General features: G+C 64.0%; 24 protein-coding genes. 9 read left to right on the top strand and 15 right to left on the bottom strand.

Features of this window, described 5'->3' with window-relative positions; all coding sequences use genetic code 11:
• Positions 1 to 42: 42 nt before the first annotated feature.
• From AC4D2M_RS11905 to AC4D2M_RS11935, 7 genes are all read right to left on the bottom strand, one after another.
• Positions 43 to 354, bottom strand: coding sequence for a hypothetical protein (locus tag AC4D2M_RS11905; protein ID WP_490892095.1), 312 nt, complete (start codon positions 352 to 354; stop codon positions 43 to 45).
• A gap of 58 nt (positions 355 to 412) precedes the next feature.
• The gene (locus tag AC4D2M_RS11910; RefSeq protein WP_490892096.1) at positions 413 to 1,024 is read right to left on the bottom strand and encodes a hypothetical protein; all 612 of its coding nucleotides are present in this window, start codon (positions 1,022 to 1,024) and stop codon (positions 413 to 415) included.
• Positions 1,021 to 1,467 carry a hypothetical protein gene (locus tag AC4D2M_RS11915; protein WP_490892097.1) on the bottom strand — a complete coding sequence of 149 codons (447 nt, stop codon included), beginning with the start codon at positions 1,465 to 1,467 and terminating at the stop codon, positions 1,021 to 1,023. The genes AC4D2M_RS11910 and AC4D2M_RS11915 overlap by 4 nt, the downstream gene beginning before the upstream one ends.
• A gap of 76 nt (positions 1,468 to 1,543) precedes the next feature.
• Positions 1,544 to 1,885: a hypothetical protein gene (locus tag AC4D2M_RS11920; protein WP_490892098.1), complete on the bottom strand. Its 342-nt coding sequence runs from the start codon at positions 1,883 to 1,885 to the stop codon at positions 1,544 to 1,546.
• A 42-nt stretch (positions 1,886 to 1,927) separates the two neighbouring features.
• A complete protein-coding gene (locus AC4D2M_RS11925) occupies positions 1,928 to 2,347 on the bottom strand; it encodes a hypothetical protein (protein WP_490892099.1) in 420 nt (139 codons plus the stop codon).
• A 120-nt stretch (positions 2,348 to 2,467) separates the two neighbouring features.
• A complete protein-coding gene (locus AC4D2M_RS11930) occupies positions 2,468 to 3,319 on the bottom strand; it encodes an NAD-dependent epimerase/dehydratase family protein (protein ID WP_490892100.1) in 852 nt (283 codons plus the stop codon).
• Positions 3,316 to 4,320 carry an aldo/keto reductase family protein gene (locus AC4D2M_RS11935; RefSeq protein ID WP_490892101.1) on the bottom strand — a complete coding sequence of 335 codons (1,005 nt, stop codon included), beginning with the start codon at positions 4,318 to 4,320 and terminating at the stop codon, positions 3,316 to 3,318. The genes AC4D2M_RS11930 and AC4D2M_RS11935 overlap by 4 nt, the downstream gene beginning before the upstream one ends.
• 111 nt (positions 4,321 to 4,431) lie before the next feature.
• Here AC4D2M_RS11935 and AC4D2M_RS11940 point away from each other — a divergent pair, with 111 nt between their 5' ends.
• The gene (locus AC4D2M_RS11940) at positions 4,432 to 5,505 is read left to right on the top strand and encodes a lipid II:glycine glycyltransferase FemX (RefSeq protein ID WP_490892102.1); all 1,074 of its coding nucleotides are present in this window, start codon (positions 4,432 to 4,434) and stop codon (positions 5,503 to 5,505) included.
• Positions 5,506 to 5,560: 55 nt separating this feature from the next.
• Positions 5,561 to 7,168, top strand: a complete 1,608-nt coding sequence (locus AC4D2M_RS11945; RefSeq protein WP_490892103.1) for a threonine/serine exporter family protein — start codon at positions 5,561 to 5,563, stop codon at positions 7,166 to 7,168.
• A gap of 6 nt (positions 7,169 to 7,174) precedes the next feature.
• Here the strand turns inward: AC4D2M_RS11945 and AC4D2M_RS11950 are convergent, their stop codons facing one another.
• Positions 7,175 to 7,912, bottom strand: a complete 738-nt coding sequence (locus AC4D2M_RS11950) for a uracil-DNA glycosylase (RefSeq protein WP_490892104.1) — start codon at positions 7,910 to 7,912, stop codon at positions 7,175 to 7,177.
• A 127-nt stretch (positions 7,913 to 8,039) separates the two neighbouring features.
• Between AC4D2M_RS11950 and AC4D2M_RS11955 the strand changes: the two genes are divergently transcribed.
• From AC4D2M_RS11955 to groL, 4 genes are all read left to right on the top strand, one after another.
• On the top strand, positions 8,040 to 8,345 hold the full coding sequence (locus AC4D2M_RS11955) for a DUF3263 domain-containing protein (RefSeq protein WP_490892302.1): 306 nt from the start codon (positions 8,040 to 8,042) through the stop codon (positions 8,343 to 8,345).
• 37 nt (positions 8,346 to 8,382) lie between these two features.
• Positions 8,383 to 9,066, top strand: a complete 684-nt coding sequence (locus AC4D2M_RS11960; RefSeq protein WP_490892105.1) for a LytR C-terminal domain-containing protein — start codon at positions 8,383 to 8,385, stop codon at positions 9,064 to 9,066.
• Positions 9,067 to 9,190: 124 nt separating this feature from the next.
• Positions 9,191 to 9,397 (top strand): cold-shock protein, encoded by a 207-nt coding sequence (locus AC4D2M_RS11965; RefSeq protein ID WP_490892106.1) that lies wholly within the window; start codon positions 9,191 to 9,193, stop codon positions 9,395 to 9,397.
• A 301-nt stretch (positions 9,398 to 9,698) separates the two neighbouring features.
• Complete coding sequence (gene groL, locus AC4D2M_RS11970) at positions 9,699 to 11,333, top strand: chaperonin GroEL (RefSeq protein WP_490892107.1); 1,635 nt, start codon at positions 9,699 to 9,701, stop codon at positions 11,331 to 11,333.
• A 100-nt stretch (positions 11,334 to 11,433) separates the two neighbouring features.
• On the opposite strand, the gene AC4D2M_RS11975 is transcribed toward groL, so the two are convergent.
• From AC4D2M_RS11975 to AC4D2M_RS12000, 6 genes are all read right to left on the bottom strand, one after another.
• The gene (locus tag AC4D2M_RS11975) at positions 11,434 to 11,724 is read right to left on the bottom strand and encodes a WXG100 family type VII secretion target (protein ID WP_490892108.1); all 291 of its coding nucleotides are present in this window, start codon (positions 11,722 to 11,724) and stop codon (positions 11,434 to 11,436) included.
• Positions 11,725 to 11,897: 173 nt separating this feature from the next.
• Positions 11,898 to 13,292 (bottom strand): sensor histidine kinase, encoded by a 1,395-nt coding sequence (locus AC4D2M_RS11980; RefSeq protein WP_490892109.1) that lies wholly within the window; start codon positions 13,290 to 13,292, stop codon positions 11,898 to 11,900.
• Between the two features lie 71 nt (positions 13,293 to 13,363).
• Positions 13,364 to 14,074 (bottom strand): response regulator transcription factor, encoded by a 711-nt coding sequence (locus AC4D2M_RS11985; RefSeq protein WP_490892110.1) that lies wholly within the window; start codon positions 14,072 to 14,074, stop codon positions 13,364 to 13,366.
• Between the two features lie 61 nt (positions 14,075 to 14,135).
• Positions 14,136 to 15,779: a DNA repair helicase XPB gene (locus AC4D2M_RS11990; protein WP_490892111.1), complete on the bottom strand. Its 1,644-nt coding sequence runs from the start codon at positions 15,777 to 15,779 to the stop codon at positions 14,136 to 14,138.
• Complete coding sequence (locus tag AC4D2M_RS11995) at positions 15,772 to 18,162, bottom strand: helicase-associated domain-containing protein (RefSeq protein WP_490892112.1); 2,391 nt, start codon at positions 18,160 to 18,162, stop codon at positions 15,772 to 15,774. The genes AC4D2M_RS11990 and AC4D2M_RS11995 overlap by 8 nt, the downstream gene beginning before the upstream one ends.
• A gap of 83 nt (positions 18,163 to 18,245) precedes the next feature.
• Entirely contained in the window at positions 18,246 to 18,521 is a 276-nt protein-coding gene (locus AC4D2M_RS12000; RefSeq protein WP_490892113.1) for a hypothetical protein, read from the bottom strand.
• Positions 18,522 to 18,701: 180 nt separating this feature from the next.
• Between AC4D2M_RS12000 and AC4D2M_RS12005 the strand changes: the two genes are divergently transcribed.
• The 3 genes from AC4D2M_RS12005 to AC4D2M_RS12015 are packed head-to-tail and all read left to right on the top strand — an operon-like array spanning position 18,702 to position 20,959.
• Positions 18,702 to 19,085: a cold-shock protein gene (locus tag AC4D2M_RS12005; protein WP_309070157.1), complete on the top strand. Its 384-nt coding sequence runs from the start codon at positions 18,702 to 18,704 to the stop codon at positions 19,083 to 19,085.
• Positions 19,086 to 19,090: 5 nt separating this feature from the next.
• Positions 19,091 to 19,639 (top strand): DUF3027 domain-containing protein, encoded by a 549-nt coding sequence (locus AC4D2M_RS12010; protein ID WP_490892114.1) that lies wholly within the window; start codon positions 19,091 to 19,093, stop codon positions 19,637 to 19,639.
• Positions 19,640 to 19,672: 33 nt separating this feature from the next.
• Positions 19,673 to 20,959 carry an MFS transporter gene (locus AC4D2M_RS12015; protein WP_490892115.1) on the top strand — a complete coding sequence of 429 codons (1,287 nt, stop codon included), beginning with the start codon at positions 19,673 to 19,675 and terminating at the stop codon, positions 20,957 to 20,959.
• On the opposite strand, the gene serC is transcribed toward AC4D2M_RS12015, so the two are convergent.
• Complete coding sequence (serC, locus tag AC4D2M_RS12020) at positions 20,956 to 22,083, bottom strand: phosphoserine transaminase (protein ID WP_490892116.1); 1,128 nt, start codon at positions 22,081 to 22,083, stop codon at positions 20,956 to 20,958. The two genes, AC4D2M_RS12015 and serC, sit on opposite strands and share 4 nt — an antisense overlap.
• Positions 22,084 to 22,104 lie beyond the last annotated feature (21 nt).

Below are 22,104 nucleotides of genomic sequence, written 5' to 3' on the forward strand. Positions count from 1 at the left end.
AACAGGTGACCGGGCGGTGAACGCAGTCCGTCGGGGAAGATATCAGGCCGCCCGGACCCAGCTGATGCTGTGTCCCCAACCGCCATGATCCACATCGATCAGCTCGCCGTTATGGTCGCAGCACATATCCACCGGCTCGCCGTAGCCCTCGCAGTCACGGTCGGTGCAGCGCTCGGACAGTATGCCGGCGTACTCATTGGCGAACTCGAGTTCCCACTGATCGACCTGGCACAGGGCCCATGCATCACCCTCCGCAGCGAGGCTGCGGAGTTCCTCTATGGTGTATCGGCGACCCTTCTCGGGGTGGCGGACGGTGCTTGTGGAGATGCTTGTGGAGATGCTTGATGTGTTCATGCGACCAAGGTACTTCGTGCCACTGACATTCTTGCGGGACGACCCCGGTGAGTCTGAATCAGCCACGGTCCGCTGGCTGCAGGGCCGACCGAACGGCCACCATGTTGTCCCCGTATTTGGCGTCATAAGCGTCCTGGAGAGTGCCGTCGTCGTACACCACCGTGACAAACACGTAGCCGTTCTCAACCCACGAGCTGAGTATCTCGGCGCCCTCCGTCTCGTGGAGGTCCCGCTGCAGCGCTTCCAGCTCAGTGGCCTCGCCTGCTCCGCCGTTCGCAGGTTCCGTGCGCGGATCGATGTCCGCCGGAGGGTCGTACAGGGCCAGTGGAACCGGCGGCCGCGTGAGGGCGAAAGCCTCCCCATCCCACGTCCCGTGAACGGCGTAGGTACCCCATCTCACATCGCCCGACCTCTCCCAATGCTCGACGGCGTCCCAGTCCCATCCGATGATTTCCGGCCCGGAACACTGTGGAGGATAGGACTCCATGACGGGTCCGAGACAGAGCATCACGGGCCCGGCTTCATCCGAAATCACCAGGCCCTGCCCAATCAGTTCCTCGGAAGCCGGCGGCAGCGGCTCTTCACTCGCGTTCTCGCCCGGCACTGCCACCGCGCCACAACCCGTGAGCAACAGCAACGCCGCCATCATGCTGACCGCGAGATTCCTCACCAGACTGTTTCCAGATCCGCATGAACTGCAGCAAGCAGCCGTTCCCTGTCATCCAGCAGGTCAACTGGCCGTTCGCCATGGAGTGAGCCGTTCGGTACACAGAACCACTGCAGAATATGGCGGTCTTTCCAGCCACCGTCCAGGCCGATCTGGGCCACTTCGGCGACTATCGACCGGATCGCGTGCGCTTCCATGTCGAACTGGAACCCCGGGTACAGGACACGTCCGGCCTTGGTCGCCACACCAAGAATCTTCCGCTCGGCGGCGAGGCAACCTGCCGGCGGGAAATGCGGACCAAGGAGCGCATCGACCTCCGCTCCACTCAGCAGGCCGAACTCCACCTCGATCGCGACCCATCTGGCACACGCAGCCCTAATGGACCGCGAAACCGCGTCCTGATAAGCAGTCGCATCACGTACGTCCCGGGGAGAGCCGCCTCTCATAGGGAAAAGGTACTGCGACCGTCCGGTCAATAGAACACTTGATGGACAATCGAAACCTAAACGCTACCTCCGGCGTTTACGACGAGGGCGCGCACGCCTCATTCAGGGCGTTCACCGAATCGGCCGGCACCTGGTCTCCAGCCTCCGCGATGTCGCGCAACGGGTCTGTGATCTCGGCAGGAAGCCCGGCTGTTCCGGCTGCGTCAACCAGTCCTGCAAGCAGATCCTGGTCTTCAGCGCTGATGTTTCCGTCCCTCACCAGGGAGCACACCTGTGATCGGACTTCTTCCGCGGCGGCGCCAGCCACCTGGGATGCCGCATCGCCGGCTATCCCGCCCGCAGTTTCCTCAATCTGGTTGCAGCCCACGAGCAGGGCACTGAAAGGCACGAGCAGGCATAGCGCAGCGATTTTTTTCACGGTTTCAGTCTACCGGCGCGCATCCGGTCGGGAGCGCGGGGATTAACGGTCCAGGTCCTCCGGCTCGAACTGACTCAGCGGCGATCCGCCGAAGTTGGCGACGTCGTCGCTTGCGTCCACTTCCTCATCGCTCATCGGGTCGCCGAAATCGACATCCGCAGCGGCTTCACCGATGGTCGGCTCTTCCGGCGGCACCTGCTCGTCACCCCGGCGGAAGCGCGCCTCCTCCGTCTCGTCGCGCAGGCTCTGGTCGCTTTCCTCAAGACCGACGCCGACTCCGGGTTCATCCTGGAGCAGCGGATCCTGCTGCCAGTTCTCCGGATCATTCTCGGCAGCAGAGGGGTAATTGTCCGGCCGGCCGTCCTGCACGGGGTCGAGAGCCTCGGGTGCGATTGACTCGTTGGCGGCGTCCGGCTCTTCGCCTACTACGTTCAGTTCCTCATCGGGGAGATTCTCAGTCATGACCGGTCCTTTCGACGATTGCTTTTGGAGCGGCGCTCCGTAATCAGTAAGCCTACTGAGCATTTTCGGTGGAGGCTAGCTGCGGTGGTGCTTCCCGCTGTCTGGAAGCACCACTCCGACCTATCCGCCTGCGTGGTCCCGCCAGCTGTGCTTGGGCTCGAATCCCAGGAGGCGCCGCGCCTTGTCTATCGACAGAAGGGTCTCGTGCTCGCTGACCTCCTTGACGACCTCGACGTCGGGGAATACCTCCGCTGCCAGAGACGCGCTCGAACGGCTCATCACCGTATCGGACGCCGCGATGATGAACCTGTCGAAGCCATCCTGAGCAGTCTCAAGGGCTCGTAACACGGCCTGAGCGCCGTCCCGTCCGTCGATGTACCCCCACAGGTTCCACTTTCGGAGGAGCGGATCCGAATCGAACGAGGGGAACGCCGCATAGTCCTCCGGGTCCATGACGTTGGAGAACCGCAGGGCCGTAATACTCAGCGTCGGGTCCCAGCGGGTGAGCTGGATGGCCATCTGCTCCTCGAGGTGCTTGACGAGCGAGTAGGTGCTCTCCGGTCGGGCGTCATACTCCTCATCGACCGGGATGTACGGAGGGTCCTCCTCAAAGGGAAGCCCGAGAACGGTCTCGCTGGAGGCGTACACGATCCGTTGAATTCCGGCCCTCCTGCAGGCCTGGAATACGTTGTACGTCGCCAGCATGTTGTTACGGAAAGTGGCGGCATCGGCCTGCAAGCCGGGAGCGGGGATTGCGGCGAGATGAACGACGGCATCGAAGCCGGAGCGCTCACCGTCCACTCCGATGAAGGCGTCCACGACGTCGCCGTAGTTGGTCAGGTCAATCGAGAGGAATCCCGGTCCGCGCTCGCCGTGCAGGTCGAAGCCATGGACTTGGTGTCCGGCCTCCCGCAGCCCGGTAACCACGCTGCGTCCAAGCTTGCCGGTGGATCCGGTGACCGCGAGCCTCATGCCTGGCGAGTTTCGGGGGAGGTTGTCTTGGCGGGGTCCGTTTCGGCAAGGTCTCCGATCGCCTCATCGATCTGTTTCATGAGCGCGGGCTCAAGCCTGACACCCGCGGCTGCAACGTTCGATTCGACCTGTTCCGGACGCGAAGCACCGATGATCGCCGACGCGACGTTGGGGTTCTGCAGCACCCATGCGATGGCAAGCTGCGCCATGCTGAGGCCGGCCTCGTCGGCTAGGGGCTGAAGCTTCTGCACACCGGTGAGCACCTCGTCCGACATCCAGCGCTTGATCATGTCCGCGCCGCCCTTGTCATCGGCAGCCCTCGAACCGTCCTCGGGTGCCTGGCCCGGCTTGTACTTTCCGGTCAGGACACCCTGGGCCACAGGCGACCACACAATCTGGGAGATTCCGAGTTCCTCCGAGGTCGGCACCACCTTTTCCTCGATGACCCGCCAGAGCATGGAGTACTGGGGCTGATTGGAAATGAGCTGGAAGCCCAGTTCCCTGGCAAGGGCATGCCCATCCCGCAGTTGCTCCGCCGTCCACTCACTTACGCCGATGTAGAGCGCCTTGCCCTGCCTCACAACGTCGGCGAACGCCTGCATCGTTTCTTCCAGGGGTGTTTCGAAGTCATACCGGTGGGCCTGGTATAGATCCACATAGTCCGTCTGCAGCCGCTGAAGGGAACCGTCGATCGACTCCAGGATGTGCTTGCGGGACAGGCCGGTGTCATTGTGGCCCTTGGGGCCGGTTGGCCCGTAGACCTTGGTGAAAATCTCCAGCGACTGCCTGCGCTCACCCTTGAGGGCCTCGCCAAGCACGGTCTCAGCCGCGGTGTTCGCGTATACGTCTGCTGTGTCGAACGTGCTGATGCCTGTGTCGAGCGCCGCGCGCACGCACTGGGTGGCGACGTCGTTCTCCACCTGGGAACCGTGCGTCAGCCAGTTTCCGTAGGTGATTTCCGAGATCTTGAGTCCGCTGTTTCCGAGGTATCTGAATTCCATAGTTTCGATGCTATCCATCCTCTTCCCCAGCGGTATAGGGCGCAGTCAGCTCCCTGGGGACAAACGGCTACACTGAATCGACGCCTGCCGACCAGTTTGTGATTGAGGACCATGGGTACGTTTACTGCGCGATTTGCCACTGAGGAAGAACGCAAGAACTGGGATTCCCTGGTCCTAACCAACCCCAACGGCGGCAATCTGCTGCAGTCTGCCGCTTTTGCCGAGGTGAAGTCCCACCATGGCTGGAAACCGCTGTTCCTTGTCTTTGAATCCGCGGAATACAACACGTACAACCTCGTCCTCGAGAAGGAAGTTCCGCTGCTCGGAAGCCTCTGGTACCTGATCAAAGGCCCCGATGTCGCTGCTCCCGAAGACGTTCCGGCAGTGCTGGACGCCTGCAAAGAGTTCGTCCGGAACTCCAGCTTGTCGGTCTTCGCAGTAAAAATTGAGCCCGACATCGTGGACAACGAGAACGTCCGCTTACTCTTCCGCCGCGCAGGCCTCGTCAAGTCCTTCAACCTGCAGCCGAACGACCACACCGCCATCCTCGATACCACTCCGGAACCCAATCAGCTGCTGCGCAACCTGCATTCCCGCGGCCGCAATGCTGTCCGGCGTGCCGAGCGCGAAGGTGTTACTGTCCAGCAGATGGAACCCACGGACGAAAACTTCCGGACGATGTACCGCCTCATGGCACACATCGAGGACAGGTCAGCGGCACGCCTCCGCTCGTTCGAGTACTACCGGCGCTTCTGGTCGAACTTTGTCTCCGCAGGGCAGGGCCGCCTGTACTTCGTACATGAGGCCGGCGAACCCTCGGTCGGCGCATTCGTGATCAACTACGGCCGCAAGGGCACGTACAAGGATGGCGGCTCCAAACCGGGGCGCTCGCAGTACGGAGATTCACATCTCCTGCAGTGGAAGGCGATCAATGACCTCAAGACCGAGCACAATATTGTTGAATACGACTTCTGTGGAACGCCGCCAAGCGATCAGCTGAAGGACAAAAGCCACCAGCACCACGGGCTCGGCCTCTTCAAGACGAGTTTCACGAAGTCCGTCACGGACTTCGTGGGCTGCTATGACCTGGTACTCAGCCCCATGAAGTACCGTGCATGGCAGAAGCTGGGCGAGCGGGTCATGCGTCAGATCTACTGGCGGCGCACACATCAACCGTTCTACTAAATCGCAATAAAACCCGGGCGCGAAGCGAGCTCGCGTCATGAAAGGTGCATAAGAAGTGGCAGACAAGACCGGTGCCAGCAAGCGCCGGAGCCCGGATACCAACCCCTCTCCGGTGGCCGAACAGCTGCCCGTTGTGAGGCCTCCGGTAACGCCGGGAAAGGCCAAGTCGAAGATTGCAAGGAAAGCCGGTGCTCCCGCCCAGCCCCCTGCAAATCCGACCCACGCTCTGCCGATCACCCCGCAGAACGCGCGTCCTGACCGTTCGCAGCTCGCGGCCCGCAAGATGTTGCGACGCCTGGTCCAGGGAGAGGCGCCGCCTACCCAGGCAATGAACCTCGTCGAGCGGCTCGCAGGCAGCCCCTACGCGAACCCCACCATTCAGGCGGGCGGGCCCGACGTCGGCGCCCGCCGCACGCTCGATTTCGCCCTCAGCCTCGCAGAGACGATGTTCCGGTACGGCGCAGGAGCGCTCGAGGTGGAGACGAGCATCATTGCCGTGACCGCCGCGTTCGGACTCGACAACATCGAAGTGGACATCACCAATCAGTCGGTTGTGCTGAACTACTCAGCCAAGGACCAGACGCCCACCACCGTCCTCCGGGTGGTGCGGTCCTGGACCAACAACTATGCCGGGCTGACGCGTGTCCATCAGCTGGTGACGGATATCGTCGACGGCGGCGTCGACCGTTCCGAAGCGATCCGGCGGCTGGACGAGATCACCCACCGACCCAAGCCGTTCCCGCGCTGGATGGTAACGGCCGCTTTCGGCGTCTTCGCGGCGGCGATCGTCGCCTTCATCGGCGGCGGTCCGCTGGGATCCCTCATCTCGTTCGCAAGCTGCATCGGCGTCGACCTGTTCTCACGGCAGTTGGGGCGCTGGAGGGTGCCCGAGTTCTTCGCGACGGCGACATCGGCGGCGCTGGTCACGCTGATCGCGATGCTGATGTGGTGGCTGAATGCGCCGATCTCGCCAGCCCTGGTAGTGGTCGGCGGCATCCTGCTGCTGCTGCCGACAGGACGGCTGGTCTCCGCTACCCAGGACGCTATCAACGGCTTTCCAGTCACCGCAGCAGGTCGGTTCCTTTCCGCTTTCTTTGTTTTCGCGGGCCTCGTGTCCGGCATCTCCGTGGCGCTTGTGCTGGGAAACCTCATCGGCATCCCGGAACTCGATGTGACGTCGTCGGATGGTTCGCTGTATCCGTTGCCTGTGGTTGCGGTACTCGTCTTCATAGCGGTCGCGATGATCTGTGTCGCCGAGCAGACGGACATGTCACTCGTTGTCCCTACCTCGCTCATCGCAACGGCAGGGTTCCTGCTCTACTCGCTGGTTGTCAGTCTCGGCGTCGGCTACAGGCTGGCACCGGCCATAGCGGCTGTGCTGATCGGCATGCTTGCCAGAGTGGTTGCCCTTCGGATGGGCGCTCCGCAGCTTGTGGTCGCGGTGCCTGCCGTGATGTTTCTCTACCCGGGACTCACAATCTTCCGGTCGATGTATGACCTCACGATCGAAACTGACCTGTCCGGCGCCGGTGCTATCGGGTTGTTCAACGCACTCACGATCATCCTCGCCATTGCCGGAGGCGTGGTCCTCGGTGACAATCTGGCACGGCCCTTGACCAAGAATCTGAGCAGCAATGAACGGCGTCGCAACCGCCGCCGCTGACTGTGACTAGCTGCGCAGCCAGTTCACAGGTTCGGCGCCCTGTTGCGCGAGGAGCACGTTCGCACGGCTGAAGGGCCGGGAACCAAAGAAGCCGCGGGAAGCGGACAGCGGGCTTGGGTGGGCGGACTCAATGAGCGGCGTGGAGCCGAGCAGCGGTTTGAGCTGTGCGGCCTCGCGGCCCCAGAGGATGGCTACGAGCGGCTGGTCGCGCGCAACCAGCGCCCGGACCGCGGCGTCAGTGACGGCGTTCCAGCCCAGCTTTCGGTGGGATCCTGTTTCTCCCGCGCGCACAGTGAGAACCCGGTTGAGCAGGAAGACTCCCTCGTCTGCCCAGCCGGATAGATCACCGTGGGTTGGAGCCGGGGCCTCAAGGTCCGCGGCGAGTTCCTTGTAGATATTCACGAGACTGCGCGGCAACTTGGTCTGACGGGTCACTGAGAACGCGAGCCCAACTGAGTGGCCGGGCGTGGGATAGGGATCCTGGCCCACGATGATGACCTTCACATGGCTCAGTGGATAGGTGAAGGTCCGCAGGATGTGGTTCGGGCCCGGCAGCACCTGAACTCCATTCCGCTGTTCGAGTGCCAACGCCCGGGCCAGTTCGTGAACCTGCGGCTGGACCGGTCTCAGAGCCTCAGCCCAATCCGTTGCCATGACGTCGTGGAGCGTTGCCGGAGCTGCGAACGGCAGAGCCGCCCCGGGCACCGGCGGGAAGGGCAGGGTGGGGGCGCCGTCGTCGTTCATGGCTCCATCTTGACCGGTTTCGGCACGCGGCCTCTACAGCCTGTACAAATGACAACGGTGTGATTCGGCACTACCATGGACGAAGTAGATCGCGCGGAAACGGTGGATTGGACGGTGCGTCGTGGGGATGCAGGGCCCGGTAGCGCAGACGAATCGTGAAGGCTCCACAGAAGCCCGGGTACCCGGTCTCGGTGAGCGCGAACAGCGCATGCTTGAGCTCGAGAGGCAGTGGTGGAAGTATTCGGGCGCCAAGGAGCAGGCTATTCGGGAGATGTTCGATCTCTCCGCCACGCACTACTACCAGATTCTCAACGCTCTCATCGATACCGAGGCCGCCCTTGCTCACGATCCGATGCTCGTGAAGAGATTGCGTAGACTACGTACAACCCGCCAACGAGCCCGTTCTGCGCGCCGTCTTGGCGTTGACGTCTAGCACTCACGCCACTCTCGAGCCAAGGATCCACCGCCACATGACCCAATATCCCCGCGACGAATTCGACCGGGTCCCAGAATCCGCCGCTCGGCAGGGAGTCCACCGTGAGCGCCGGGTGCCGCCTAAGTCAAGCGGCCTGGCCTTGAAGATTGTCGCAGGGCTCCTGGTGTTGGCGGTTGGGTTGGCCGCGTATTTCCTTTTCCCGCGCCTGGGTATCGGACAGGTCAGCGCGGCGACTTCCGAGACCAGCAGTTCCGCCCCGGAGCCGTCTGTTTCGGCCGAGGATGCAGCGAGCGAGAGGTCAGACGAAGATTCCAGTGCGGAGCCGACGCCCACGGACTTCGGGTCTCCGAGCGCGGAGCCGACGCCGACGGACTTCGGGTCTCCCAGCACTGAACCCACCCCGGAAGGAGAGCCGACCGCGGAAGAGACTGAATCGGAGGGTGTCGTCGATCGCGAGCAGCCGGTCGCCGTACTGAACGCAACGACGGTCGCCGGGCTGGCGAGCACCGCGGCTGGACGCCTGCAGGGCGACGGCTGGAACGTGACCCAGATCGGCAACTGGTCCGGTCAGCAGCTGCAGGGGTCGGTCGTCTTCTACAACGGCGAAGAACAGCGCGCCACGGCTGAGGCGCTTGCGGGCACCCTGGGAATCGGCATAGTGCAGGGCGATGCCGGGTTCGGCAATATCACCGTGGTGGTTGGTCCGGGTTTCCAGTAGGCATCCGGTTAAGGATCAATAACATTCATTGTGTTCTGCATCACCGGTCAGATGTTCTGGGATTAGATGTATCTCAGCCCCGCCACCACCAGCTAAGCGGGGATCTACATAGTGGGAGAACAACATGGCGCAGGGAACCGTGAAATGGTTCAACGCTGAAAAGGGATATGGCTTCATCACCGTCGATGAAGACGGGGCGGATGTCTTCGTGCACTGGTCGGCAATCGAGATGGAGGGCTACCGCGCACTCGACGAGGGCCAGCGGGTTGAATTCGAGATCGGTGAAGGACAGAAGGGGCCGCAGGCTGAGGCGGTGCGCCTCGCATCCTGAGCCGACCCACACAGTACCCGAACGACGACGGCGCGCTTCTCCCTGTTAGGGGCGGCGCGCCGTCGTCGTTGTTTTCTCTCAGGTGAAACAGCTTGCACTCGCGGGGTGTGAGTGCTAATTATTGAGTTAGCACTCAGGTGCGACGACTGCTAAGGCGCCGCCCCATGAGTGAACCAGGCAACCTCTGTGTTGAGGGCCGGTTCGGGAGGTACAGAGATCTTCCCGGATCTGCTCGTCCGTCGCGGGCATCACAGACCGGTAGCAGCATACGCATGACCGTCCCGAAAGGACCTACGCCGTTATGGCCAAGATCATTTCTTTTGATGAAGAGGCACGCCGCGGCCTCGAGCGCGGGTTGAACACCCTCGCTGACGCAGTCAAGGTTACGCTGGGCCCCCGCGGTCGCAACGTTGTCCTTGAGAAGAAGTGGGGCGCTCCCACGATCACCAACGATGGTGTATCCATCGCCAAGGAAATCGAACTCGACGATCCGTTCGAGAAGATCGGCGCCGAGCTGGTCAAGGAAGTTGCCAAGAAGACTGACGACGTCGCAGGTGACGGAACCACCACCGCCACCGTCCTCGCCCAGGCACTCGTCAAGGAAGGCCTGCGCAACGTAGCCGCCGGTGCTGACCCGCTGAGCCTCAAGCGCGGCATCGAGAAGGCAGTTGACGCCGTCACCGCCGAGCTCCTCGCTTCCGCCAAGGAAATCGAGACGAAGGAAGAGATCGCAGCCACGGCTTCGATCTCCGCCGGTGACCAGCAGATCGGTGACCTCATTGCCGAAGCCCTCGACAAGGTTGGCAAGGAAGGCGTCATCACCGTCGAGGAGTCGAACACCTTCGGCCTCGAGCTTGAGCTCACCGAGGGTATGCGCTTCGACAAGGGCTACATCTCCGGCTACTTCGTCACTGACGCAGAGCGCCAGGAGACGGTCCTCGAAGACCCCTATATCCTGATCGTCAACTCGAAGATCTCCAACGTCAAGGACCTCGTTGCTGTCCTCGAGAAGGTCATGCAGTCCGGTAAGCCGCTGCTGATCATCGCTGAAGACATTGAGGGTGAAGCACTGGCTACCCTCGTGGTCAACAAGATCCGCGGCACCTTCAAGTCCGTTGCCGTCAAGGCTCCGGGCTTCGGCGACCGCCGCAAGGCCCAGTTGGCTGACATCGCTATCCTCACCGGTGGCCAGGTCATCGCCGAAGAAGTTGGCCTCAAGCTGGAGAGCGCCACACTGGACCTCCTGGGTCAGGCACGCAAGGTTGTTGTCACCAAGGACGAGACCACAATCGTCGAGGGTGCAGGCAATGCCGAGGAAATCGCCGGTCGCGTTGCACAAATCCGCGCCGAGATCGAGAACTCCGATTCCGACTACGACCGCGAGAAGCTGCAGGAGCGCCTGGCCAAGCTGGCCGGTGGCGTTGCAGTCATCAAGGCGGGCGCAGCAACCGAGGTTGAGCTCAAGGAACGCAAGCACCGCATCGAGGACGCCGTACGCAACGCGAAGGCTGCTGTTGAAGAAGGCATCGTAGCCGGTGGTGGTGTGGCCCTGATTCAGGCCGGCGCCAAGGCATTCGCCAACCTCAACCTGGAAGGGGACGAGGCAACCGGTGCAAACATCGTTCGCATCGCCATCGACGCCCCCCTCAAGCAGATCGCTTTCAACGCAGGCCTCGAGCCCGGCGTCGTTATCGAGAAGGTTCGCGGACTGCCCGCAGGCCACGGCCTCAACGCCGCAACCGGCGACTACGAGGACCTCCTGGCTGCCGGTGTGAACGACCCTGTGAAGGTTACCCGCTCTGCTTTGCAGAACGCTGCCTCCATCGCGGGTCTGTTCCTCACCACCGAAGCTGTTGTCGCGGACAAGCCTGAGAAGGCAGCTCCCGCAGGCGGCGGCGACGAGATGGGCGGCATGGGCGGTATGGGCGGCTTCTAAGCCTCCCGCCTCACCGGCCGCTCCAAAGCGCAAAGACAGGCAGAAGGCCGTTCACCCCTCACGGGTGAGCGGCCTTCTGCCTTTCAGGTTGCTGAAGGGGCTAGTGCATGAACATGCGGGCGTTGCTGAGCTCAGCCTGCGTGTACTGCTCTGTTGCCACGCCGAGCGCCTGGTTGATGCTGGTCAACGACTCCTCAACCCTGGCCTGGGTAGCACGCCAGTCCGTCACCAGCTGCTGGAAGTTCTGCGATGCCTGGCCCTGCCACTCCGACTCAAGGGACCGCAGGCCCGACTGCATGGCGTTCACCTCCGCCTGAAGCCGCGCAATAGTGTTCTGCACATCTGCACTCTTGGCCGCCAATGAATCCGTGTTGACGTTGAAATAGGTCACCTGTTCCTCCTGTGTTTTCTCCTAACGGGATGCCCTTGCGCTCCTGACGCTAGAGCGCGGGGGCAGGCCGGCGGAGCCGGAAGAAGCCGAATGTGGGTAACCAGCACCCGCCCGGCTGGCTGTGGAGGAAAGGCCTGCGGTACTACAGAAGCACTGAAGTCGCGCCCGAAGAATCAGTCGTCCGCCGGAGGAACGCTCTCGGCGTCGAGCGGCAGTCTGATCGACAGGGTTGCTCCACCCCCGGGAGTCTCTTCGAGCCGCACGCTTCCGTCGTGCTGTGCAACGAGGGCGGCGACAATCGCGAGGCCCAGACCCGTGCCGCCGGTTTCCCGGTAGCGCGAAGAATCCGCCCGGTAGAAGCGCTCAAAAACGCGTGCGGCATCTTCCTCGGAGATTCCGGGGCCGTGGTCGCGAACCTCAAGCACGGAATCGCTCCTGCCGTGGATGACCGGAGCGACGCCGACCGCAACCTCGATCGATGATCCTTCGGGCGTATAGCGCAGCGCATTGGTCATCAGGTTCCCGACGACCTGGCGTAGACGGGCCTCGTCGCCGACCGTCGGGGCATGCCGGGCGGACCCGCCGTCGAGCCCTATCACCCTGATGGTCCGCTCAGGTGCGATGGCGCGCGCGTCCATGGCGGCGTCGTTTCCCAGCACGAGCAGATCAAGGGGCTGGGACTCCAGCGGCCGCTGCTCATCGATGCGCGCCAGGGTCAGCAGGTCCTCGACCAGCTGCCCCATGCGCTTGGCTTCACTTTCAATGCGACCCATGGCGGCCTTGACGTCGTCGTCATTCTGGAGGGCACCGTGGCGGTAAAGCTCCGAGAACCCGCGGATGGTGACCAGAGGCGTGCGCAGTTCATGCGAGGCGTCCGCAACGAAACGGCGCATCTTCCGCTCAGATTCCATCCTGGCGGCGAATGCCGACTCGATATGAGCGAGCATCGCGTTGAGGGAGCGGGAGAGCCTACCCACTTCCGTGGCGGGGCGCTCAACTTCGACGCGCCGTGAAAGGTCTCCGCCGGCGATTGCGGCCGCCGTTCGTTCCACCCGGCTGAGCGGTCGGAACTGCCGGGTGACAGCGAGGTAGGCGACGATCGAGGCCGCGGCGATCGAAAAGAGTCCGACCGTGAAGATGATGCGGCCCGCCTCGGAGACGGTGTCGTTCACTGTGGACATCGGGGTGGCAACAGCAACGGAGCTGTCGTCCTCGACCAGCGGGAAGACAATCACGCGCCACTCGCTCTCATTCCTGCTCCCGGGAACGGTGAAGCCCTTCTGGTCGAGTCTCTCAACATCCTCCCGGTCAAGGCGAGGAAGTGCGGGAACCTCTGAAAGGCCGGAGGGGTGGGTGGAGCGGACTGTGTCACCGTCAGCATCGAGCCATACGCCGTAGAAGCGGAACAGGTTCTGGCTGGTGTCGCTGCCCATGGCGCCGATGCTGTTGGTCACCGACTGGGCGTTAGCTTCGATGTCCTGGTCCATTTGAATGACCAAGCTGTTCCTCAGGAGTGACATTGTCACGATGCCCGTGATGGCAACGGTGAACACCATGAGCAGGGTCATGATGGCAATCAGCTGCGTGCGGAGTGAGGCAGATTTCCAACGACGAATCACAGCGGGTACGGAGCGGATTGCTAGCGCTTGTCAGCGGTGCGCAGTAGGTAACCGACCCCGCGCTTGGTCTGGATGAGCGCCGGGGCGTCCGGGTTCTTGTCGATCTTGCGCCGCAGGTAGGAGATGTAGGACTCAACGATGGAGGCGTCCCCGTTGAAATCGTATTCCCACACATGGTCGAGGATCTGCGCCTTCGAGAGCACGCGGTTGGGATTCATCATCAGGTATCGCAGGAGCTTGAACTCGGTGGGGGAGAGGTCGATGACCTGGCCGCCGCGGCGCACCTCGTGGGCGTCATCGTCCAGTTCAAGGTCATCGACGCGGATGACTGCGCCGTCGTCGTCGTGAGGCTGCGTGCGTCGGAGGACCGCGCGGATGCGGGCGACCACCTCGTCCAGGCTGAAGGGTTTGGTGACGTAGTCATCGCCGCCCACGGTGAGGCCGGTGACCTTGTCATCGGTGTCATCACGTGCGGTCAGGAAGACCACGGGGAAGTGTCGCCCGGCGGCGCGGAGCCGACGGGTGACGGTGAAGCCGTCCATGTCCGGCAGCATCACGTCGAGCACGGCGAGGTCGGGGTTATGGGTCTCGGCAGCGGCGAGGGCCTCGCGCCCGTTCGCGGCGGCGACCACGTCGAATCCCGCGAACCGCAGCGAGGTGGAAAGCAGTTCCCGGATGTTCGGCTCGTCGTCAACTACAAGCAGCTTGGCTTCAGGTCCTGATTTGTTCACGATTCCCAGTCTGCTCCCAGTTGCTGGGAGTTTTCTGGATGTTTCCCGAAAGCGAACGAGGTCAGCCCTTCGGTATGTCTGCCGCGTCCATGATCGTGTAGGCGTAGCCCTGCTCCGCCAGGAAGCGCTGCCGTTTGGCGGCGAAGTCCTGGTCCAGCGTGTCGCGAGCGACGACGGTGTAGAACCGCGCTGCCCGGCCGTCACCCTTGGGGCGCAGCAGCCGGCCCAGGCGCTGGGCCTCCTCCTGGCGGGATCCGAACGAGCCCGATACCTGGATAGCCACTGAGGCCTCCGGCAGGTCGATCGAGAAGTTGGCCACCTTCGATACCACCAGGGTGTGCAGTTCCCCGGAGCGGAAGGCACTGAACAGCCGCTGGCGCTCCTTCACCGACGTTTCGCCCTTGATGATCGGAGCGTCCAGCCGCGCACCGAGCTCGTCGAGCTGGTCGATGTACTGACCGATGACCAGGAGCTGCTCGCCCTTGTGGGAGGCGACCAGCCTCTCCACCACTGAGGTCTTTGTCTCGGAGGTGGCGCAGAGGCGGTATTTGTCGCCGTCGTCGGCCATTGCGTACGCAACCCTCTCATCGCGGGGCAGGTCCACGCGAACCTCGACGCAGTCCGCGGGTGCTATGTAGCCCTGAGCCTCGATGTCCTTCCACGGTGCGTCGTAGCGCTTCGGCCCAATGAGGGAGAACACCTCGCCCTCGCGGCCGTCCTCGCGTACCAGGGTCGCGGTGAGGCCAAGGCGCCGGCGGGCCTGCAGGTCGGCGGTCATGCGGAAAATGGGGGCGGGAAGCAGGTGCACCTCGTCATAGACGATGAGGCCCCAGTCGTTCGCGTCGAGCAGTTCGAGGTGTGGGTAGAGCCCGCCGCGGCGCAGGGTCAGGACCTGGTAGGTGGCGATCGTGACCGGCCGGACTTCCTTGACGGATCCGGAGTACTCACCGATCTCGTCCTCCGTCAGCGATGTCCGCTTGAGCAGCTCGTCCTTCCACTGCCGGGCGGAGACGGTGTTGGTCACGAGGATGAGCGTGGTGGTGGAGCTCGTGGCCATGGCAGCCGCGCCGACGAGCGTCTTCCCCGCGCCGCAGGGCAGCACGACGACGCCCGAGCCGCCCGCCCAGAAGTTCTCCGTAGCCACCTTCTGATAGGGGCGCAGGGCCCAACCGTCCTCATTCAGCACGATGGGATGCGGCGTCCCGTCAACGTAGCCCGCGAAATCCTCCGCTGGCCATCCCAGCTTGAGAAGGAGCTGTTTCAGCTGCCCACGCTGCGAGGAATGCACCACCACCGTCTCACCGTCGATACGCGGACCGAGGAGGGGCTCGATCTTCTTCGCGTGCAGTACTTCCTCGAGGACAGGGTAGTCATTGGTGCGCAGCACGAGGCCGTGCTGCGCGTCCTTCTCCAGGCGGAGACGCCCGTACCGCGACATGGTCTCCTCGATGTCGACGAGGAGGGCATGCGGCACCGGGAAGCGTGAGTACTTCAGCAGTGTGTCCAGCACCTGCTCGGCGTCCAGCCCGGCAGCCCGGGCATTCCACAGGCCGAGCGGCGTGAGCCGGTAGCTGTGCATATGTTCGGGCGCCCGCTCCAGCTCCGCGAAAGCGGCAATGGCATGCCGGGCCTCGGTGGCCTGCTCGTGATCGACCTCCAGCAGGATCGTCTTGTCGCTCTGGACAATAAGCGGGCCATCAGGCATCCGTTGAAGCCCCTTCCACAGTTTCCACATCCATAATCCGGTGCACGGAGATCACGCGCTCGGTTTCCTTCTCCGGGTCGAAGACCCGTACGCGCCCGGCATGAACCGACAGTGGAACAAAGACCTGACGGGTGGAATTCCCGGAGCTGTCCGCAAAGCCCATCCGGACGGCCTGCTTGGTCCGGATAGCCGTTCGCAGCGTCTCCAGACCGATCATCGCTTCGCTTTCCGCTCCTGCTCCCGGGCCCGGCCGCGCGCCGCCGCGCAGTACCTTCATCTGCGCTTCGACGTCCCCTTCCGTGAGTACCCACGGGTTGGTTCGCACCGCGGACGACGCCGGCGCGGAGCCGCCTGCCGCCCGGGAGGCAGGCCTCTGCGCAGTTCCTCCCTCCAGCGCGGGAGAGTAACCGAGCTCACGAAGCGCGGTCGCGAGTTCTGTCGGCGTGGCCTGTGCCGTCACCACTGTCGGCGCAAGGCGGACGAGTCCCAGCGCCGCGGCCGCCGGATCCGAGAGGAGCGCGGTGAGCGCGGCGTCGTCGTCGCTGCGCACATAACTGGAGGCGGGGCCGACGCGCAGCGAACCATAACGTGAGGCGGTGTCCTCAATGAGGTAGCGCAGCGGTTGCGGAACGTCAGTGGCTGAGTGCTTCTGGAGGAAGGAGAGGATGCCCGCGGCGTCCTGGCCGTCGTCGAGCGCCCGGCGCACGGACTGGGCGGAAAAACGGTACACGGTTGCCGGGCCCTGCCCTTCGGCGGAAGCGAGCAGGGCCAGCTCTTGTGCCACGTGTGGTTCGAGGTAGCCCGGCGCCACGGCCGTCAGGTCGGCCTGCAGCATGAAGTGTGTGAGCGGTTCCGGCAGCGCATCGCGAAGGACCGCGACGGCGTCGTCGAACCGTTCCTCGGCGACCGCTCCTCCCAACTCGGTCAGGGCACCGGAGCCCAGCAGGCCCAGATGCCCCATCTCCTCGACCATGCCCGGAACCAGCCGTGTGAAGCGCCGCCGCAGGCGAGGTTGCTGCCAGGTGAGGCGCTCGATCAGGGAAGGAGCGTCGAGGACGCACGTGCGGCCGGCGTCGTGCCCGGCTTCCGTTGACAGCGCTAACGCAGCTGACAGCGTACGACGGCGGACAGCAGGCGCATCCGTGCGCGTCGCCTCCGAGGACAGGGCATTGACGGTACTGCCGGCGGGCAGCTGCCCGCCCACCAGTGAGGGGGCGCGTTCGGCGTCGAGCCAGGCACGCGCCAGGCGCAGCCACTGTTCGTGGCGTTCCGACAGGTGCCAGAAGCCGTCGGCCGTGACCATCCACCGCGAACTGTCCGGATCCAGCACGATGAGCCGGGCCAGCGCCGCCAGCTCGAGCAGCCATGCCACTTGTTCACGGTCAATCCGGAGGGTATCAGCGAGCCGCCGGATCTCGCGGACGCCTACTCCGCCGGTGCGGAGGGTTGCGATGGGCTCTGACTGCACAGAGGTCAGAAGCTCGGTGATAAGCCGAAGGGTCTCCGCGATCGCACCGAAGGCGGCGTTGTCCCGAAGGGTGGAGCGTACGGAGGTCAGCTGGGGAACCGGCGGCGAAACCGGCAGGGACGGAATCACCAGGCCGCCGCGCGCCGCTATTCCGACCTCCCGGGGCAGTTCCACATGGTTGGCGTCGAGGCGGATGAGCAAGCCACTCCCAAGCAGCCACTCGAGCGGGGATGCGGCGCCCGGTGCACCGGCTTTTGCCGAACCGACGGGAGAAGCCGCGAGCTTCTGCAGGAGCTCCCGCGTTTTATCCGGCGCAAGGTCCAGCACCGCATCCCAGGATTGCCTGAGTATCACTGCGAGGTCTTTTGCCGGATCCGCCGTGGACGCGGGCGGGCCTGCAGGAAGCGGGATGCCCGCGGCGCGCAGGGATTCAACTCCGGATCTGATGCGCTCGCCGTACTCCGGGTATTGCTGAGCCAGTGTTGCCAGCGGACGTCCCAGACCGGCGGGATAGGGTCCGAGCGCCTCGTGCAGGGTCTCCAGCGGGAAGTAGGACCTGCGGCTCTTCACCACTGGTCCGACTCTCAGGAGCGCCAGCTCCTGCAGTTGGGTGAGATACGGCTCAAGGGTCTTGGCGCTCATGGAAGCGATCGCCGCCTTCAGGCTTGCCGCCGTGCTTCCGGTGGGAGCATCGAGGTCCGTGCTGAGGACCACCGCCTCAAGCACCATCAGTTGCGGGGAACTCAGCCCTTCGAGTGCCCGCTGCACGCTAACCCGCGTTGAGGCGCGTGCCGCGAGGGCCGCGAAATCCGGTACGGGAGGGAGCACCACATCCGGGCGTGCGGCCATGAGCTTTCGGAGTTCGGCGTCACTACGGGAGGCCAGATCCTCGGCGAGGGCACGGATGGCGGACACCACATTAACGTTACTCGCACCGCGTGGCGACGCCGTTACGGCATCCTGGTGACTCAGCGGCGAGCCTGCACGTTCGAGGGACTTCAGCTGCGGCCGCGCGAGATGACGCTGACAACCACGTTGACGATCATCAGCAGGAAGCCGAGCGGGAGGCAGAAGTAGGCCGCCGTCATGAAGCCCGGCCACGGGTCCGCTCCCGCCCAGGCGGACAGGAGCACCACCACAAGGGAAAGGAGGCCAATAACTGCAAGAACAACGGCGGCAATCAGCAGGACAAGCCGCGCACGCTGGGTCCGTCCGGAACCGCGGACAGGGCCGGCGCCGTCGTTCGCCGGAACAGAGGGAGGATTGTGCGTCATGATGCTCCTAGCGTACAAGGGCGCTCCCCGCCCATTCCGCGCTCCGGTGCCGGGTATCCTACTAAGGCAGACTTTTTCCCTGCGTGTGCCTTGGCTGACTGGCAACTTCTCGATTGCGATCGATCACCGTTGCGAAGCACGGCCGGTATACGCCAAGCAGTTCGAGAACGAGGTAATTACGTGCCTATCGGCAAGGTCAAGTGGTTCGACTCTGAGAAGGGTTTCGGCTTTCTGGCGACGGATGACGGCAAGGAAGTCTTCCTGCATGCCTCGGCACTCCCCGCCGGAGTGACCGAGGTCAAGGTAGGCGCCCGGCTGGAGTTCGGCGTCGCGGACGGACGCAAGGGCCTCCAGGCGCTGTCCGCACGCATTCTTGACGCGCAGCCCTCCGTTGCCAAGGCAACGCGCAAGAAGGCGGAAGACATGGCCGTGATCACCGAAGACCTGATCCGTTTGCTGGATGATGTCTCCAACGGACTGCGTCGCGGCCGGTACCCCGACAAATCTCACTCCGCAAAGGTTGCCGCAGTGCTGCGCGCCGTCGCGGATGACCTGGACGTTTAAGTCCCATGACTGAATCCCCGGCGTCGACGGAAACAGCGGAAGCAGGACCAGCTGAATCAGCGGTCCCGGCAGTCCCCGCTGTTCCCGCGGCCAAGCGCAGGCCCATCCGGAAGCCGTCCAAGCCGGATGCTGTGCTGGCTGCGGCGGTGGAGACCGCGCGCAACGGTGTGCTCGAAATTGCAGGGGACACTCCAGTGGGGGAGCACCTGGGCGCTTTCCCCGAAGCCGAGCGACTGGTCACGCATCGTTTCGTCGCGAATGTTCCCGGCTACGTGGGCTGGCACTGGTTCGCCACCCTCGCGAGGATTCCCCGCGGCAAGGACGTGACCATCTGCGAAGTAGGCCTGCTGCCCTCGGAAGAAGCGCTCCTGGCTCCGGACTGGGTTCCGTGGTCCGAACGCGTGCGCCCGGAGGACACCCCCGACAACGTTGGAACCGAGGAGGACGCCGCGCCGGTTCCGAGTACCGACGTCACCGTTGACGGCGAAGCCGCGGACGAGCACGCCCCGGATGAAGACCCAAGCACCCCCGGAGACGACTCCCCGGTTGCCTAGGGTGGAAAGAACCGCAGGAAGGAGCCTTGCCTGATGGGCATGTTCCGATCCCTGCACATCCACAACTACCGGCTCTGGTTCATCGGTGCACTCATCTCCAATGTGGGTACGTGGATGCAGCGCACCGCCCAGGACTGGCTGGTCTACGACATCCTTACGGACCAGGACGCCGCGGCGATGGGAATCGTCATGGCCCTGCAGTTGGGTCCCCAGCTCTTCATCGCCCCGTGGGCAGGGCTGATCGCTGATTCAGTCGATCGCCGCAAGTTGCTGATCGGAACACAGAGCGCCATGGCGGTGCTCGGCGTCGGCCTCGGTATCCTCGTGGTGCTTGGGTTGGCGGAACTCTGGCATGTCTACGCGTTCGCGCTCGCACTGGGTCTTGTCTCCGCAATTGACGCTCCCGCCCGCCAGGCCTTCGTCTCCGAATTGGTGCGCGACGAATACCTGCCCAACGCCGTAGCCCTCAACAGTGCTTCCTTCAACGGTGCACGGATGTTCGGGCCCGCCATCGCCGGACTGCTCACGGTCGCCGTCGGCCCGGGCTGGGTGTTCCTGATCAACGCCGTGACGTTCGGCGCGATGATCTTTGTCCTTGGAACCATCCGCCGAAGTGAACTGCGCGTCCTCAACCGCTCCGCGCCCGGACGCGGCAAAATCCGGGCGGGGTTTCGCTACGTGCGGCAGCGCCCGGACCTCATGATGGTGATGTTCGCGATCTTCGTCGTCGGGACCTTCGGCCTAAACTTCGCGGTGTACATCGCCGCAATGGCGCGCACCGAGTTCAACACAGGCGCCGGAATCTTCGGCACGCTGTCCTCGATCATGGCGGTCGGTTCGGTGGCCGGCGCCCTGCTCTCCGCGCGGCGGGAACGGCCGCGCCTCAGATTCGTCTTCGGGGCGGCGGGAGCGTTCGGTCTGGCGTGCATGCTGGCGGCGCTCGCGCCCACCGTCTGGCTCTTCGGCGTCGCGCTGGTCCCTGTGGGGCTCTTCGCGCTCACCCTGATGACCAGCGCCAACGCGTACGTTCAGACGACTACCGTGCAGGAGATGCGCGGGCGGGTGATGGCTCTGTACTTTGCGATTTTCCTCGGCGGAACGCCCATTGGGGCGCCCATTGTGGGGTGGGTGACCAACGCCTTCGGTCCACGGTGGGGGCTTGTGGTGGCCGCCGTGTCAGGCTTCATCGCCGCTATTGCCGGGCTGGTCTGGGTGTGGCGGTCTCACCACGTCACCGTGCGGCTGGTTCACTCCGCCCCACGGCGGCTCAGGTTGACCCTGGCCGCCACGGCGCGAAACACGGCGGAGCGGAACGGCTAGGAGCGTTCCACCACGTAGTCGATGCACTGCAGCAACGCCGACACGTCGGCGGGCTCGATCGCCACGAAGGTTGCGATGCGCAGCTGGTTGCGGCCTAGCTTCCGGTACGGCTCGACGTCGACAATCCCGTTCGCCCGCAGGGTCTTCGCCACAGCTGAGGCGTCAACGGTGTCATCGAAGTCGACGGTGGCGATGACGTTGGAACGGTGGTCCGGATTCTGCACAAACGGGGTGGCAACGGCGGAGGCGTCTGCCCAGCTGTATACGCGGCCCGCGGAATCGGCGGTGCGCTTCGCGGCGAAGTCGAGGCCGCCGTTGCCGTTGAGCCATTCGATCTGCGCGTTCAGCGTGACAAGAGTGGCAAGCGACGGGGTGTTGTACGTCTGATTGAGCCGCGAATTGTCAATGGCTGTCTGGAGGTCGAGGAAATCTGGGATCCAGCGACCCGATGCCTTGATTGCAGCTGCCCGTTCCAGCGCTGCGGGGGAGAACAGGCCAAGCCAGAGACCGCCGTCGGACGCGAAGTTCTTCTGCGGAGCGAAGTAGTAGACGTCTGCCTGGGAGACGTCCACCGCAAGCCCGCCTGCCGCGGAGGTCGCGTCGATGGCAACGAGCGCGCCGTCGTCTGCTCCGCTCACGCGTTCAACGGGCGCCGCCACACCGGTGGAGGTCTCATTCTGTGGCCAGGCGTAGAAGTCGACGCCGGACTCGGCGGTGGGAGCCGGTCGTGAACCGGGCTCGGAGGTGATCACTGTGGACTCCCCGAGGAAGGGTGCCTTGGACGTTGCCGCAGCGAATTTGGACCCGAACTCACCGAAGGAGAGGTGCTGTGCGCGGGATTCGACGAGGCCGAACGAGGCGACATCCCAGAATGCAGTGGATCCGCCGACACCGAGGACAACCTCGTAGCCCTCAGGAGCGCCGAAGAAATCCATCAGGCCGGACCGCACCGATCCGACCAGGTTCTTTACGGGGGCCTGACGGTGAGAGGTTCCGAGCAGTGCGCTACCTGCACTCTTGAGAGCGTCCAGCTGCTCCGGACGGATCTTGGAGGGACCCGCGCCGAACCGTCCATCCTGCGGCAGCAGCTCGGCGGGGATGCGGATATCGGCGGAAGTGCTCATGGTTGCTCCAGGACGTTTACT

This window comes from Arthrobacter sp. TJ-270 (assembly GCF_058269075.1).